A 13,703-nucleotide genomic window follows, 5' to 3' on the forward strand; every position below is an offset into this window, starting at 1 on the left:
GCCACTGGAAAAAGGCGCTTCGGCGCCTTTTTTTGTGCGTGTTTAATGGGCTATCCTGCTTGACCCCGTGCCGCCCGGTGCCGGGAGATTGCAGGGAAAGGGTTCCATGATCGACAGCAAGTTGCCCAATGTGGGCACCACTATCTTCACCGTCATGTCACAGCTGGCCGCCGAAAACGGCGCTATCAACCTGTCCCAGGGGTTTCCTGATTTTGACGGGCCGCAGGCGCTGCGTGACGCAGTCTGCCGCCATGTCACCGAGGGGCATAACCAGTATTCGCCGATGACCGGGCTGCCGGCACTTCGCCAGCAGGTAGCGGCCAAGATTGGCCGCAGCTATGGGCGCGAGGTCAACCCGGACAGTGAGATCACCATCACGCCCGGAGCGACCCAGGCAATTTTTTGTGCGATCCACTCGGTTATTCGTCCCGGCGAAGAAGTCATCATCTTCGACCCTTGCTATGACAGCTACGAACCTGCGGTGGAGCTGGCAGGTGGGCGCTGCGTCCATGTGCAACTGGGGCTGGATGATTTCTCCATCGACTGGCAAAAGCTGACCGATGCACTCAGCCCGCGCACCCGCATGATCGTCATCAACAGCCCGCATAACCCGAGCGGCGCACTGATCAGCCGCGCAGAGCTTGATCGCCTGGCTGCGCTGATTGCCGATCGCGATATCTATCTGCTCAGTGATGAGGTCTACGAGCACCTGGTGTTTGACGGCGCACAGCATGTCAGCGTGCTTGATCACGAGGCGCTGTATCAGCGTGCCTTTGTCGTCAGTTCGTTTGGCAAGACCTATCACGTCACGGGCTGGAAGACCGGCTACGTAGTCTCGCCCCCAGCACTGACCGCCGAGTTGCGCAAGGTACATCAGTACGTCAGTTTCTGCGGTGTGACGCCGCTACAGTATGCGCTGGCTGATTTCATGGCCGAACATCCCGAGCATGTCGACGAGCTGCCAGGTTTCTATCAGGCCAAGCGGGACTATTTCTGCAGCCAGTTGGCAGGCTCGCGCTTCAGCTTCAAACCGGTCGGCGGTACTTATTTCCAGCTGGTCGATTATTCGCAGATCAGGCCTGATCTGAACGATGTGGACATGGCCCTGTGGATGACCCGTGAGCATGGCGTGGCCAGTATCCCCATCTCTGTTTTCTATCAAAGCCCACCACCAGGGCAGCGCCTGATCCGCTTGTGTTTTGCCAAGCAGGAAGACACGTTACGTCAGGCTGCGGAGAAACTATGCGCGATATAAGCGGACTGCCGAACCTGAAGCTCGCTTTGATCCAGACGACATTGGTCTGGCATGACCGCGAGGCCAATCTCGAGCATTTCGGACAGTTGCTGGATCAGGCGCAAGGCGCTGATCTGGTCGTCCTGCCGGAAATGTTCACTACCGGGTTTTCGATGGAATCCGAAGCGCTGGCCGAGCCGGAAGCCGGGCCAGCATCGGCCTGGCTTGTGGCGCAGGCCAAGCGTCTCAATGCCGTTGTCACGGGCAGCGTGATCATTCGGGCAGCAGATGGCAGTCATCGCAACCGCCTCTTGTGGGCGCGCCCAGATGGAGAGTTGCTGCATTACGACAAACGCCATCTGTTCCGCATGGCTGGCGAGCATGAGCACTACACGCCGGGTGACCGTCAGGTGACGTTTGAGCTCAACGGCTGGCGCATCCGCCCATTGATCTGTTACGACCTGCGTTTTCCGGTCTGGAGCCGTGACGCTCTGGACACCGATCTGCTGCTCTACACCGCCAACTGGCCGGGTGCGCGGCGTATGCACTGGAACCGCTTGCTGCCTGCCAGAGCGATTGAAAACCTGTGCTATGTCGTCGCCGTCAATCGAACGGGGTCGGACGGAAAAGGCTTTGCCTATACCGGTGACAGTCAGGTACTGGATTATCAAGGCGAGAGCCTGTTGAACGCAGGCGATGCGGACGGGGTGTTCATGGCGACCTTGAATGCGGTGGATTTGCAGGGCTACCGCACGCTATTCCCGGCCGGTCTGGATGCTGATTCATTCAATATTCAATAATTCATTACAGAATATTTCGCATCGGCCGATAGTGTGTCCAGACTTCCAGGAGAGCGTTATGACAACCATCGACACTTCCATGCTTAACCGTTACTCGAGTCCGTTGACGCTGACAGTCAAGAAGCCCGAGGAAAATGCAGTTACTGCTGCTAACAATGCCAAGGACACGGACAAGACCACGGAAGAGGCTTCTACCGAAGGCGCGAGCGGCGCACCTGCGGATGGCGGTACCGTAGGCGGATCCAGCTCGGATGCACTCCAGCAAACTATCGACAAGATAAAAGAACAGATAAAGCAGGCTCAAAAGGAATTGGCCCGGGAGCAGGCTCAACTGGCCGCTGCACAGAGCAGCAAGGGCACCCCGGAAGAGAAGGCCCAACGGTCATTGGCTATCCAGGGGCAGATCTCGGCCACCAGTTCCACCTTGCAGACCCTGCAAGGCGCGCTGTTGCAGCTGGAAACCCAGCGTGGCATCAAAGCAACTGCCTGATATCGCTTACTGCGCACCCACTCTGGAGCGAAGTGCAGGCACGATGCTTAACCAGTTATCGTTCCTTACGCTCTAGTGTAGGAATGCCCTGGGTGACGCTCTGCGTCACTCATGGGCAGTGCCCAGCGTCAGTAACCCTGCCGCTTACTCGTTCACATTCATGAACTTACTGGCCCACTCTACGTAGTCTTCGGGCTGGGTGTAGGTGTGGGTCAGTTCCGTGGCGCTCATGTTCGACTCGCTGCCGAGTATCTGGCGCTGTTCGCGCAGGCAGTCGTAGGTCGCCTTGATCGCGGCAAAGTAAGCCGCGTGACCGTGGACGCAGACTCTGACGCCCATCTCGGCAAGGCGAGCATTGTCATGCAGCTCCGGGTTGCCGTAGGTCACCAGCATCAGCGGTACGGTCAGGCCTTCTGAAATCTGTGCCAAGTGATCAAAGTCACGAATGCCAACGATGGTAATGCCGTCAGCCCCGGCAGCCTGATATTGCTGCACGCGACTGATAGCCTCCTGAACCGGAATGATCGCCGCATTGGTGCGAGCAAAAATCGACATCTCCGGATCGACACGCGCTTCCAGCGCCGCACGGATCTTGCCGACGCCTTCTGCAGTAGAAATCAGGTCGGTGGACTTGCGGTTAAATTGTGCAGGCAGCAGGGTGTCTTCGATGGTCAGTGCGGAAATGCCGGCACGTTCCAGTTCGACCACAGTACGCATGACGTTCAGGGCGTTGCCATAGCCATGATCCGCGTCTGCGATCACCGGGAGCTGGGCGACGCGGCCGATGCGTGTGGCCTGCTCAACGAATTCACTCAGGGTGATCAGTGCGAAGTCCGGGGCTGCCAGTACTTGCAGCGACGCGACAGAGCCGCCGAGTATGCCTACTTCAAAGCCCAGATCCGCCGCGATTCGCGCTGACATGGGGTCAAATACCGAGGCGGTATGGAAGCATGAGTTCGACGAGGTGAGCTCACGGAAACTGCGGCGCAAATCTTGGTGGGAAGCCTTGGGCATAATCGCTCCAAATGTGATCGGATCAGCTCAGCATTACCGAGGCAGATAGTAATTTCAATGCACGGGAGGTCTGCCCGAGCATTCTTTTCGTCCGGAAATCAATGCAATAGTCGTCTTGGTTTTTTATAGGAAAGATGCAGCTGGCAGGAAAGTCCGGATTGGCATCGTCAGCATATGGGTCGCTGTTGGATGTGGGCCAGTCTGGATTAAGGGCAGCATGCTACCACAGCAGAAATGAAAAAGATTATGCCGAAAAAGACAGGGGTATGCGCAGACTGCAAGAGCCTTTAAAGGAGAGGCGGGGCGTTACAGGAAGCGTTGTAACGTAGGGGTGAAGAGGGCGGACAGGTATCCGCCCTCGGTTCAAGGGCTCAGGCGGCCTTGGCTTGTGCCTGACTCAGCGAGCGGTTGAGCGCGCTGAACAGGGCGCGGAAACTCGCTGTGGTGATGTTTTCATCAATGCCAACACCGTGTACCGCGCGGTCGCCATTGACGCGCAGCTCGATATAGGCGGCGGCCTTGGCCGTGGTGCCCGAACCGATCGCATGCTCGTTGTAATCCATTATCTCTACAGCGACCGGCAGGCCTGCTACCAGGGCCTCCAGAGCACCTTTGCCCTTGCCGCGCCAGTGTTGGGTTTCACCGTCCACATGCACTTCTGCATCCACAGCGCTGTTACCGTTCTCTTCCTGCAACTTGTGGCTGATCAGCGCATAGGGCGTGTTGGCTTGCAGGTATTCACGACGCAACAACGAGTGGATCTGCTGGGCAGTCATCTCCAGGCCCAGGCGGTCGGTTTCACCCTGAACCACCTGGCTGAACTCGATCTGCATGCGACGCGGCAGAGAGATTCCGTATTCCTGTTCAAGCAGGTAAGCAATGCCGCCCTTGCCGGACTGACTGTTGACGCGAATTACTGCCTCGTAGCTGCGACCGATATCAGCCGGGTCGATCGGCAGGTAAGGGACTTCCCACAGCTCGCCTTCCTTCTGCTGCGTGAAGCCCTTGCGGATGGCATCCTGGTGCGAGCCGGAGAACGCTGTGTGGACCAGATCGCCCACATACGGATGACGAGGGTGAACCGGAATCTGGTTGCATTCCTCGACGACCTTGCGCACTCCATCGATGTCCGAGAAGTCCAGCCCAGGGTTGATGCCCTGGGTGTAGAGATTCAGTGCCACGGTGACCAGGTCGACGTTGCCGGTACGCTCGCCATTGCCGAACAGGCAGCCTTCGACACGGTCTGCACCGGCCATAAGGCCCAGCTCGGTGGCGGCTACGCCGGTGCCACGGTCGTTGTGGGTATGCAGGCTGATCAGCACACTGTTGCGGCGAGTGATGTGGCGGCCGAACCATTCAATCTGGTCGGCGTAGATATTCGGTGTGGCGACTTCGACGGTGGCTGGCAGGTTCAGAATTACCTTGTTCTCGGGCGTCGGGTTCCACACCTCGATCACTGCGTCGCAGACTTCCTTGGCGAACTCCAGCTCGGTCGCGCTGAAGGTTTCCGGCGAGTACTGGAACGTCCACTGGGTTTCCGGCTGCAGTGCTGCGTACTTGACGAACATCCTGGCCGCGTTGACTGCGATTTCCTTCACGCCAGCCTTGTCCTGATTGAACACGATGCGACGGAATGACGGGCACGTTGCGTTGTACAGATGAACGATCGCCTTGCGGGCGCCGCGCAACGATTCGAAGGTACGCGCGATCAAGTCTTCACGTGCCTGGGTCAGCACCTGAATAGTGGTGTCTTCCGGAATATGACCTTCTTCGATCAGGGTGCGGACGAAGTCGAAGTCAGTCTGCGACGCTGCAGGAAACGACGCCTCGATTTCTTTCACGCCGACGCTGACCAGGGTTTTCCAGAAACGCAGCTTCTTGACCGCATCCATCGGCTCGATCAGCGACTGGTTACCGTCGCGCAGGTCGGAGCTGCACCAGATCGGCGCCGCATCGATGGTTTTCGAAGGCCAGGTGCGGTCGGGCAGATCAATGGTCGGGAACGCACGGTACTTCTTCGAAGGGTCGTTGAGCATGGTCATCGGAAAATCCTTTTGTATTCACGGGGCCGGTAAGCGGCGGCCTGCCGTTTTGGAAAGTATGGGGTTTGCGAACGCAGGGGCGAGGTACAGCAAATCTAGCCTGGCAGTCGGGCGCTGACCAGGCTGAGGCACCGATGTTGGCGCAATAAAATAAGGGTTTGGGCGTTTTTCATGAAGTCAACCGTACCCACTGGCCAGCACGATGGCAAGCACTTGAAAAAAATTGGGATAAATTCTCGTCATTAGCGTTTTTCTGGTTTTTTATAGCGTTATTCGAGAATTTTATTCCGGAGTATTGTGGGGGTTAGGCGATGTGCGCAAAGAAAGGGAGCGGTGAGCGAGCGCTGCTGCGCTCGCTCAGGGTCCTGCTCAAGGCTGAAATGCGCCGATAAAAATTGCCGGATCGACCCGCGCGTCATTCAGGCTGACATTCCAGTGCATGTGTGGACCGGTTGCCCGCCCGGTAGCACCGACTTTACCGACAACACCGCCCCTTGGGACCTGATCACCGACTTTTACATCGATCTTCGACATGTGGCAGAACATGCTGATAAAACCTTGGCCGTGGTCGACGAACACGGTGTTGCCGTTGAAAAAATAATTACCGGTCAGAATGACCTTGCCTGCTGCCGGAGACTTGATCGGCGTTCCGGCGGGCACCGCGAAGTCCAGTCCTGAGTGCGGGTTGCGTTCTTCGCCGTTGAAGAACCGGCGCACGCCGAACTTGCTCGACAGCGGGCCATTGACCGGCTTGTCCAGGATCAGATTGCTAGGTGTGCCGGGGCTGAAGCTTCTATAAGCGCGCAGTTGCTCGGCCAGTTCACCTTCGATGCGCTTGTTGTCTTCTGGGTTGGGATTGACCTGACGCTTGTTCTTGAGGGTTATGTGCTGTTCCGGGTATTTCTTGCTGCCAACCGTGAAATTGAGCGTGCGACCGCCCGACGTGACCTGTTGAGTGCCCGGCTTGACGGTCAGCGGGATCCCGACAATGGCCAGCCAGCGCGCACCCTGTTCCTTGACCACCAGCACCGGTTTGCCTTGATAGGTGGCGGTCGGCGCCTGCGCACCTGTGCCAAGATCGATGACGGCCACGCCACCGGGCACCGGTTTGTCGAGGGCGCGAGTAATGAAGCTGTTGGCATGGGCGGGCAGGCAGAGCAACAGGGCGAACAGCGGGGCGATAAAACGTAGCATCAGGCAGTCAGTCCAGAAGGGAAAGGGTCACAGGCGTGAGGTGATTGTCTTCGACACGTACTTGCAGTTCGCCTTCGCCCAGCCGCGCGGTAAGGCGCTGGCCGGGCCGGGTTTGTGAAGCGTGGCGGATTGCATGGCCCCGTTCATCGAGCAAGATGCTGTAACCACGCCCCAGCGTAGCCAGCGGGCTGACGACATTTAGCGTTTGCATCTGACTTTGCAACTGTAGCTTGCGGGCCTTGATCTGGTCGCGAATGGCCCTTGGCAAGCGCTCGGCCAGCGCATCCAGGCGCTGGCGCAGAAACGCCAGCGTGCGGCCCGGATGCTGCGCGGCGAGACGGCTTTGCATGTGCACCAGACGCACCTGCCGCGTGTGCATGTTCTGTTCGAAAGCGCGGCGCAGGCGCATGTCCAGGTCATCCAGGCGCTGTGATTGCTGGCGCAACCGTTCACCCGGATGCCTCAGCCGACGCGAGATACCTTCCAGCTGCAACCGCTCACGCATGAGCCGATCCTGCATGCGGCTGACCAGCCGTCGATGCAGGTTATCGACACGGCGGTGCAGGTCGCTGGAGTCCGGGGCCAGCAACTCGGCAGCCGCGGAGGGCGTCGGGGCTCGCACATCGGCGACGAAATCGCTGATGGAAACGTCGGTTTCATGCCCGACGGCACTGACAATCGGCGTCACACAAGCATCAATCGCACGAGCCACGGCCTCTTCGTTGAAACACCACAGGTCTTCCAGTGATCCGCCGCCGCGGGCGAGGATCAGGGCGTCGAAACCCTGGGCGTCGGCCAGCTTCAGCGCGCGGACAATCTGGTTGATGGCCTCGCGGCCTTGAACTGCGGTAGGAATCAGAGTCAGCTCGACCCGTGGCGCTCGGCGGCGAAACACGCTGATGATGTCGCGGATCACTGCGCCGGTCGGCGAACTGATGATGCCGATACGTTGCGGGTGCAGCGGCAGGGCAACCTTGCGCTCGGCGCTGAACAGGCCTTCGTCGCTGAGTTTGGCTTTCAGCGCATCGAACGCCAGCCGCAGTGCGCCATCACCGGCAGGCTCGACAGTGTCGAGAATCAATTGATAGTCGCCACGGCCTTCGAACAGTGAAACCTTGCCCCGTACCTTGACCTGCAAACCGTCCTTGAGTGCCTGACGCACCCGTGCGGCGCTTTGCCGGAACAACGCACAACGCACCTGTGCGCTGGAGTCCTTCAACGTGAAGTAGACATGCCCAGAGGCTGGGCGCGACAGATTGGAAATCTCGCCCTCGACCCAGATGCTGCTGAACACGTCCTCCAGCAACACCCGCGCACGGCCGTTGAGCTGGCTGACAGTTATGACTTCCCGGTCGAGGCCGAGTCTTGCGAAAGGGTCTTTGATCATGTCGGGCATCATAATGGCAATGCCGGTCCGGCGCACGAGTCTGTAACGCCGCTTCAGACAGGATTTGACCTTGACCTGAATCATCAGCGCATTAAGCTGCGGCCTCGAACAGCATCCAGCGACGCTCCGTTATGAACACCCAAAGCATCATCGTCCCGCAAATATCCACATTCCCCGGGCACGAGGCCAGAGCGCGGCTTATCTTGCGCTGGCTGGTCAAGCTCGACGTGGTCGAACCGGAACTGACCACCTGCGGGCGCACGCATAACAAAATGGCTTATGCCGTGGCGCCTGGAGCCCGCCGGGTGGCGAAGAACCCGGACGCGTTGCCATTCAGCGAAGTGATCAATGGTCTGGAAATTGTCACCAAGCGTTGCATCTTTACCCCGCTGAATGATTTTGCCGAGGAGGCCGGTTGCCCGGAATGCCGTCGCGAAGTCGGCGAGGCGCTGTTCGATAGCCTTGAAGACTGGATGCCCGGCCACACCGACAATTTCACCTGCCCCGAATGCCGCCACGAAGACGACATCAACGGCTTTCTGTTTCTGGACGCCTGCGGCTTTTCCAATCTGGGCTTCATCTTCAATAACTGGCTGGAGGCGTCTTTCACCCAGACCTTTCTGGACGACTTCGCCGAACGTCTGGACCGTCCGGTCTCTTTCGTTCATGTGCGTCTATAAACAGCCTTGATAATAGGCTGAGGTTTACATTGAGCCGGACGGGGTCTGTGGGTATAATGGCGCGCTTCCAATTTCCCGCTCGGGAGCCCCCGCGATGCTGCGTATCAGTCAAGAAGCCCTTACATTCGACGACATTCTCCTTGTGCCCGGTTATTCCGAGGTACTTCCCAACGAAGTCAGTCTGAAAACCTGTTTGACCCGTGGCATCGAGCTGAATATACCTTTGGTCTCTGCTGCAATGGATACAGTCACCGAGGCCCGTCTGGCAATTGCCATGGCCCAGGAAGGCGGTATCGGTATCATCCACAAGAACATGACCATCGAGCAGCAAGCTGCCGAAGTGCGCAAGGTCAAGAAGTTCGAGGCCGGTGTCGTCAAGGACCCGATCACGATCGAAGCCGACGCCACTGTTCGTGATCTGTTCGAACTCACGCGCATGCACAATATTTCCGGTGTACCCGTGCTGCACAATGGCGACCTGGTCGGCATCGTGACGTCCCGCGACGTACGCTTCGAAAATCGTCTTGATGTCCCTGTCCGCGAAGTGATGACGCCCAAAGAGCGTCTGGTCACCGTGCGTGAAGGCGCCGACAAGAACGAAGTACGCGAACTGCTGCACAAGCACCGTCTTGAAAAAGTCCTGATCGTCGACGCCAACTTTGCGCTCAAGGGCATGATGACCGTCAAGGACATCGAAAAAGCCAAGGCTTATCCGCTGGCCAGCAAGGACGATCAGGCTCGCCTGCGTGTCGGCGCTGCTGTCGGTACTGGCAAGGACACCGGCGAGCGTGTGACCGCACTGGTTGCTGCTGGCGTTGATGTTGTTGTAGTCGACACCGCTCACGGCCACTCCAAAGGCGTGATCGACCGCGTGCGCTGGGTCAAGGACAACTTCCCGCAGGTGCAGGTCATCGGTGGCAACATCGCCACTGGCGAAGCTGCCCTGGCGCTGGTCGCTGCGGGTGCCGACGCAGTCAAGGTCGGCATCGGTCCTGGCTCCATCTGCACCACGCGCATCGTTGCCGGTGTAGGCGTGCCGCAGATCAGCGCCATCGCCAACGTTTCCGCTGCCCTTGAAGGCACTGGCGTGCCGATGATCGCTGACGGCGGTATCCGCTTCTCTGGCGACCTTTCCAAGGCCATTGTGGCAGGCGCGTCCTGTGTGATGATGGGTTCGATGTTTGCTGGTACTGAAGAAGCGCCAGGTGAGATCGAATTGTTTCAGGGCCGTTCCTACAAGGCCTATCGCGGCATGGGTTCGCTGGGTGCTATGTCCCAGGCTCAGGGTTCGTCCGATCGCTACTTTCAGGATTCGTCCGCAGGTGCCGAGAAACTGGTGCCGGAAGGTATCGAAGGCCGTGTGGCCTACAAGGGTCCGTTGTCGGCCATCATCCATCAGTTGATGGGCGGTCTGCGTTCCTCCATGGGTTACACCGGCAGTGCCGACATCGAACAGATGCGCACCAAGCCCGAGTTTGTTCGCATAACCGGCGCCGGCATGGCTGAGTCGCACGTCCATGACGTGCAGATCACCAAGGAAGCGCCGAACTATCGCGTTGGTTGATCCGGACTGCATCGTGGTATGTGCCGCGGTGCAGGCCAACAGTTTTTATAGCCGGGGCTGTTGACGCAGCCCCGTGTCGTTTCTGTTTTTTGACGAGAATGAGTCATGGCCCTCGACATTCACGCCCACCGTATCCTGATCCTCGACTTCGGTTCCCAGTACACCCAGCTGATCGCCCGCCGCGTGCGTGAAATCGGCGTGTATTGCGAACTGCATCCGTACGACATGGACGACGAAGCGATTCGCGAATTTGCCCCGCGTGGGATCATCCTCGCTGGCGGCCCTGAGTCCGTGCACGAAGCCAACAGCCCGCGTGCGCCGCAAGCGGTATTCGACCTCAATGTACCGGTCTTCGGCATCTGCTACGGCATGCAGACCATGGCCGAGCAACTGGGCGGCCGCGTTGCAGGCTCCGACATGCGCGAGTTCGGCTACGCCCGTGTCGACGTCGTCGGCAAGAGCCGCCTGCTTGATGGCATCGAAGACCATATCGATGCCGACGGCGTGTTCGGTCTCGATGTGTGGATGAGCCACGGCGACAAGGTCACCGAAATCCCGGACGGTTTCCATATTCTGGCCAGCACCCCGAGCTGCCCGATTGCCGGCATGGCCGACGACGACCGCAAATATTACGGCGTACAGTTCCACCCGGAAGTGACCCACACCAAGCAGGGCGGTCGCATCCTGTCGCGCTTCATCCTCGACATCTGCGGCTGCGAAGCACTGTGGACCCCTTCGAAGATTGCCGAAGACGCTATCGCTCAGGTTCGCGCTCAGGTTGGTACTGATAACGTATTGCTGGGCCTGTCCGGCGGCGTTGACTCCTCCGTGGTCGCGGCGCTGCTGCACAAGGCCATCGGCGACCAGTTGACCTGCGTATTCGTCGACAACGGCCTGCTGCGCCTGCACGAAGGCGAGCAAGTGATGGCCATGTTCGCCGAAAACATGGGCGTCAAGGTCATTCGCGCCAATGCCGAAGAGCAGTTCCTGAACAACCTGGAAGGCGAGAGCGACCCGGAGAAGAAACGCAAGATCATCGGTCGCACCTTCATCGACGTGTTCGATGCCGAATCCTGCAAGCTGGACAACATCAAGTACCTGGCGCAAGGCACCATCTACCCGGACGTGATCGAGTCGGCTGGCGCAAAAAGCGGCAAGGCACACGTCATCAAGTCGCACCACAACGTGGGCGGCCTGCCGGAAGAAATGAACCTCAAGCTGGTCGAACCCCTGCGCGAGCTGTTCAAGGACGAAGTCCGCCGCCTTGGCCTCGAACTAGGCCTGCCGTACGACATGGTCTACCGCCACCCATTCCCTGGCCCAGGCCTGGGCGTGCGCATCCTCGGCGAAGTGAAGAAGGAATACGCCGACATCCTGCGTCGTGCCGACCACATCTTCATCGAAGAACTGCGCAAGGCCGACTGGTATCACAAAGTCAGCCAAGCGTTCGTGGTGTTCCAACCCGTCAAATCGGTTGGCGTGGTCGGCGACGGCCGCCGCTATGCATGGGTCGTTGCCCTGCGTGCGGTAGAAACCATCGACTTCATGACTGCTCGCTGGGCGCATCTGCCTTATGAGCTGCTGGAGACAGTGAGTGGCCGGATCATCAACGAGATCGAAGGGATTTCGCGGGTGACTTACGACGTGTCGAGCAAGCCGCCTGCGACTATTGAGTGGGAGTAGGTCGCACTCGCAACTATCTGATTTTATTGTGAAAAATAAGATCAGTTAGTTGTTTTTACTGGTGTGATCAATGGCGTTTTTCATGGTGTGCATGGTTGGCGTCAGCAAAAGCGCATCGATACCATGTGGGCATTAGTAATGCCGACATGGTATAGAGAGTGCTAATTTTGTAGGTTTCATCAGGAACAAAAGCTCTAGTATCAAGTGCTCTTTCCTATCCGCTCTTGTGATTTATATTGCCGTTAGTATCTTTCGAGAACTCAGAAGCTTTATTTATAATCCACCCACCCGAAACGTTTGGCAAAAAAGGCTTTCCTATTTTTTCTATAGAGAGTCTATCAAGTTGAGGATGCTAGTAAGAAAAACATGCTCTTCAACACCCAATCTTTCAGGGGTGAAACAACGGTCGTACTATGACAATATCTCATCAGCTTCGGAATTTCCAGACCTTTGAAGCTTTATATAAGTCGTAACATCCCTTCTTAGCGAAAGAGCGGAAAAATATGACTTTTTCGCCATCCATTGTTCGATTATTTCTTTGATGATGAGCTGTCCGGTTTTTGGGTCTTCAGGGAGATAGTCGAGTATTCCATCACCCAAACTCTTCATGAAGTCTATCAATTCCATATATCCACGCATTACAAAAACCTCAAGGTATCGGAAAGGCAGTGAGGATATATCTTGGCATATAGTTGTATTCTTCGAGCTCTATGATAACTCTCAACTTTGTTATGCTGACTCATGGATACTGAGCTGATCGATCAGCGCAAGCACTCGTGTTCTTCCGACATCAAGAGCGCGGTAGCCTTTTTTAAAATGGACTTTTCCCGCTCAAGACGAGCGATCCGGGCTTCCAGCTCCTGAATTTTCTGCTGCTCGGGCGTCAGGGCTTTGCTCTGTGGCGTTACGCCATTACGCTCCTGCTGGAGCTAGCTCACCCAGCGACGCAACGCAGACTCGACCACCCCTAGCGAGCGGGAGGCCTCAACGTGGCTATAGCTTTGATCGAGCACGAGGCCTGCGGCCTCGCGTTTGAATTCAGCGGAAAACGTACGGCGTTGTTTGGTCATCAGAGACCTCTATCTGGCGATATTCTCGCCTAAATGAGTGTCCGAAATCATTAGACCACTACAAATAAATGTCGCATGATGGCAATGTGGTATCTTATCTTGGCAAGAATAAAAAAATTAATAAAATAATAGTATCTGAGTTGCCTTTTATCATGCCAGTAATGGCGTATCAGGGCTGCAAGATATTCAGCCGTATCGAGGTCGCCCATGAATTGCAGCTACCGGTTGGTTTGGAACCGCACATCGGGCGTAATGCAGGTAGCCTCCGAGCTGGCGAAGTCGCACAGTCGGGGTGGCCGAAGCGTTGTCGGTAGAGTCGCGTTTACGCTCGTAGCGCCGTGCCTGTTTTCAGGCGCCATCGTGCAACCTGCGTGGGCCGTCACTCAAACTGTGACCAACCTAGCCGATAGCGCAGACTCCATCAGCGAGCTGGTGGTTACTGGCGCTGACAGCATCACGTTGACGGGCACCAACACTTACACCGGCAGTACCACGGTGAACGGCGGCAACTTAATCATTCCCCAGGGCGGTTCCGCGAAAAATAC

11 protein-coding genes and 1 pseudogene are annotated in these 13,703 nt (G+C 57.5%); 7 read left to right on the forward strand and 5 right to left on the reverse strand.

What is annotated here, in order from left to right; all coding sequences use genetic code 11:
- Positions 1–106 precede the first annotated feature (106 nt).
- Genes ALO43_RS08330 through ALO43_RS08340 form a run of 3 tightly spaced genes read left to right on the forward strand, consistent with a single transcriptional unit; the run spans position 107 to position 2,524 of the window.
- A complete protein-coding gene (locus ALO43_RS08330; RefSeq protein WP_053481215.1) occupies positions 107–1,255 on the forward strand; it encodes a pyridoxal phosphate-dependent aminotransferase in 1,149 nt (382 codons plus the stop codon).
- Entirely contained in the window at positions 1,243–2,034 is a 792-nt protein-coding gene (locus ALO43_RS08335) for an amidohydrolase (protein WP_024690521.1), read from the forward strand. The genes ALO43_RS08330 and ALO43_RS08335 overlap by 13 nt, the downstream gene beginning before the upstream one ends.
- Positions 2,035–2,092: 58 nt before the next feature.
- Positions 2,093–2,524 (forward strand): hypothetical protein, encoded by a 432-nt coding sequence (locus ALO43_RS08340; RefSeq protein ID WP_024690520.1) that lies wholly within the window; start codon positions 2,093–2,095, stop codon positions 2,522–2,524.
- A gap of 144 nt (positions 2,525–2,668) precedes the next feature.
- Here the strand turns inward: ALO43_RS08340 and ALO43_RS08345 are convergent, their stop codons facing one another.
- The 4 genes from ALO43_RS08345 to xseA all read right to left on the reverse strand — a co-directional run bounded on the left by ALO43_RS08345 (position 2,669) and on the right by xseA (position 8,161).
- On the reverse strand, positions 2,669–3,538 hold the full coding sequence (locus ALO43_RS08345; RefSeq protein WP_005891648.1) for an isocitrate lyase/PEP mutase family protein: 870 nt from the start codon (positions 3,536–3,538) through the stop codon (positions 2,669–2,671).
- A 371-nt stretch (positions 3,539–3,909) separates the two neighbouring features.
- Positions 3,910–5,580 (reverse strand): 2-isopropylmalate synthase, encoded by a 1,671-nt coding sequence (gene leuA, locus ALO43_RS08350; protein ID WP_054997367.1) that lies wholly within the window; start codon positions 5,578–5,580, stop codon positions 3,910–3,912.
- 369 nt (positions 5,581–5,949) lie between these two features.
- Positions 5,950–6,774, reverse strand: coding sequence for a peptidoglycan DD-metalloendopeptidase family protein (locus ALO43_RS08355; protein WP_024670484.1), 825 nt, complete (start codon positions 6,772–6,774; stop codon positions 5,950–5,952).
- A 7-nt stretch (positions 6,775–6,781) separates the two neighbouring features.
- Positions 6,782–8,161 carry an exodeoxyribonuclease VII large subunit gene (gene xseA / locus ALO43_RS08360; RefSeq protein WP_005891651.1) on the reverse strand — a complete coding sequence of 460 codons (1,380 nt, stop codon included), beginning with the start codon at positions 8,159–8,161 and terminating at the stop codon, positions 6,782–6,784.
- A 131-nt stretch (positions 8,162–8,292) separates the two neighbouring features.
- Between xseA and ALO43_RS08365 the strand changes: the two genes are divergently transcribed.
- From ALO43_RS08365 to guaA, 3 genes are all read left to right on the forward strand, one after another.
- On the forward strand, positions 8,293–8,841 hold the full coding sequence (locus ALO43_RS08365; RefSeq protein ID WP_053481217.1) for a hypothetical protein: 549 nt from the start codon (positions 8,293–8,295) through the stop codon (positions 8,839–8,841).
- Between the two features lie 94 nt (positions 8,842–8,935).
- The gene (guaB, locus tag ALO43_RS08370) at positions 8,936–10,405 is read left to right on the forward strand and encodes an IMP dehydrogenase (protein WP_054997368.1); all 1,470 of its coding nucleotides are present in this window, start codon (positions 8,936–8,938) and stop codon (positions 10,403–10,405) included.
- Between the two features lie 105 nt (positions 10,406–10,510).
- A complete protein-coding gene (gene guaA, locus ALO43_RS08375) occupies positions 10,511–12,088 on the forward strand; it encodes a glutamine-hydrolyzing GMP synthase (protein WP_024670486.1) in 1,578 nt (525 codons plus the stop codon).
- Positions 12,089–12,838: 750 nt separating this feature from the next.
- Here the strand turns inward: guaA and ALO43_RS08385 are convergent.
- Positions 12,839–13,158 (reverse strand): annotated as a pseudogene (locus ALO43_RS08385) (transposase); the annotation flags it as partial.
- 207 nt (positions 13,159–13,365) lie between these two features.
- Here ALO43_RS08385 and ALO43_RS08390 point away from each other — a divergent pair.
- Positions 13,366–13,703 (forward strand): ESPR-type extended signal peptide-containing protein (locus ALO43_RS08390; protein ID WP_122235322.1); only part of this gene is annotated, 338 nt, incomplete at its 3' end.

It is taken from the genome of Pseudomonas tremae, from assembly GCF_001401155.1.
In the GTDB taxonomy this organism is placed as follows: domain Bacteria; phylum Pseudomonadota; class Gammaproteobacteria; order Pseudomonadales; family Pseudomonadaceae; genus Aquipseudomonas; species Aquipseudomonas tremae.

Coding starts and splice junctions, on each gene's coding strand:
- guaB (WP_054997368.1), top strand. CDS start 8,936: ATGCTGCGTATCAGTCAAGAAGCCCTTACATTCGACGACATTCTCCTT.
- ALO43_RS08355 (WP_024670484.1), bottom strand. CDS start 6,774: ATGCTACGTTTTATCGCCCCGCTGTTCGCCCTGTTGCTCTGCCTGCCC.
- ALO43_RS08335 (WP_024690521.1), top strand. CDS start 1,243: ATGCGCGATATAAGCGGACTGCCGAACCTGAAGCTCGCTTTGATCCAG.
- guaA (WP_024670486.1), top strand. CDS start 10,511: ATGGCCCTCGACATTCACGCCCACCGTATCCTGATCCTCGACTTCGGT.
- ALO43_RS08345 (WP_005891648.1), bottom strand. CDS start 3,538: ATGCCCAAGGCTTCCCACCAAGATTTGCGCCGCAGTTTCCGTGAGCTC.
- ALO43_RS08330 (WP_053481215.1), top strand. CDS start 107: ATGATCGACAGCAAGTTGCCCAATGTGGGCACCACTATCTTCACCGTC.
- ALO43_RS08365 (WP_053481217.1), top strand. CDS start 8,293: ATGAACACCCAAAGCATCATCGTCCCGCAAATATCCACATTCCCCGGG.
- ALO43_RS08340 (WP_024690520.1), top strand. CDS start 2,093: ATGACAACCATCGACACTTCCATGCTTAACCGTTACTCGAGTCCGTTG.
- xseA (WP_005891651.1), bottom strand. CDS start 8,161: ATGATCAAAGACCCTTTCGCAAGACTCGGCCTCGACCGGGAAGTCATA.
- leuA (WP_054997367.1), bottom strand. CDS start 5,580: ATGACCATGCTCAACGACCCTTCGAAGAAGTACCGTGCGTTCCCGACC.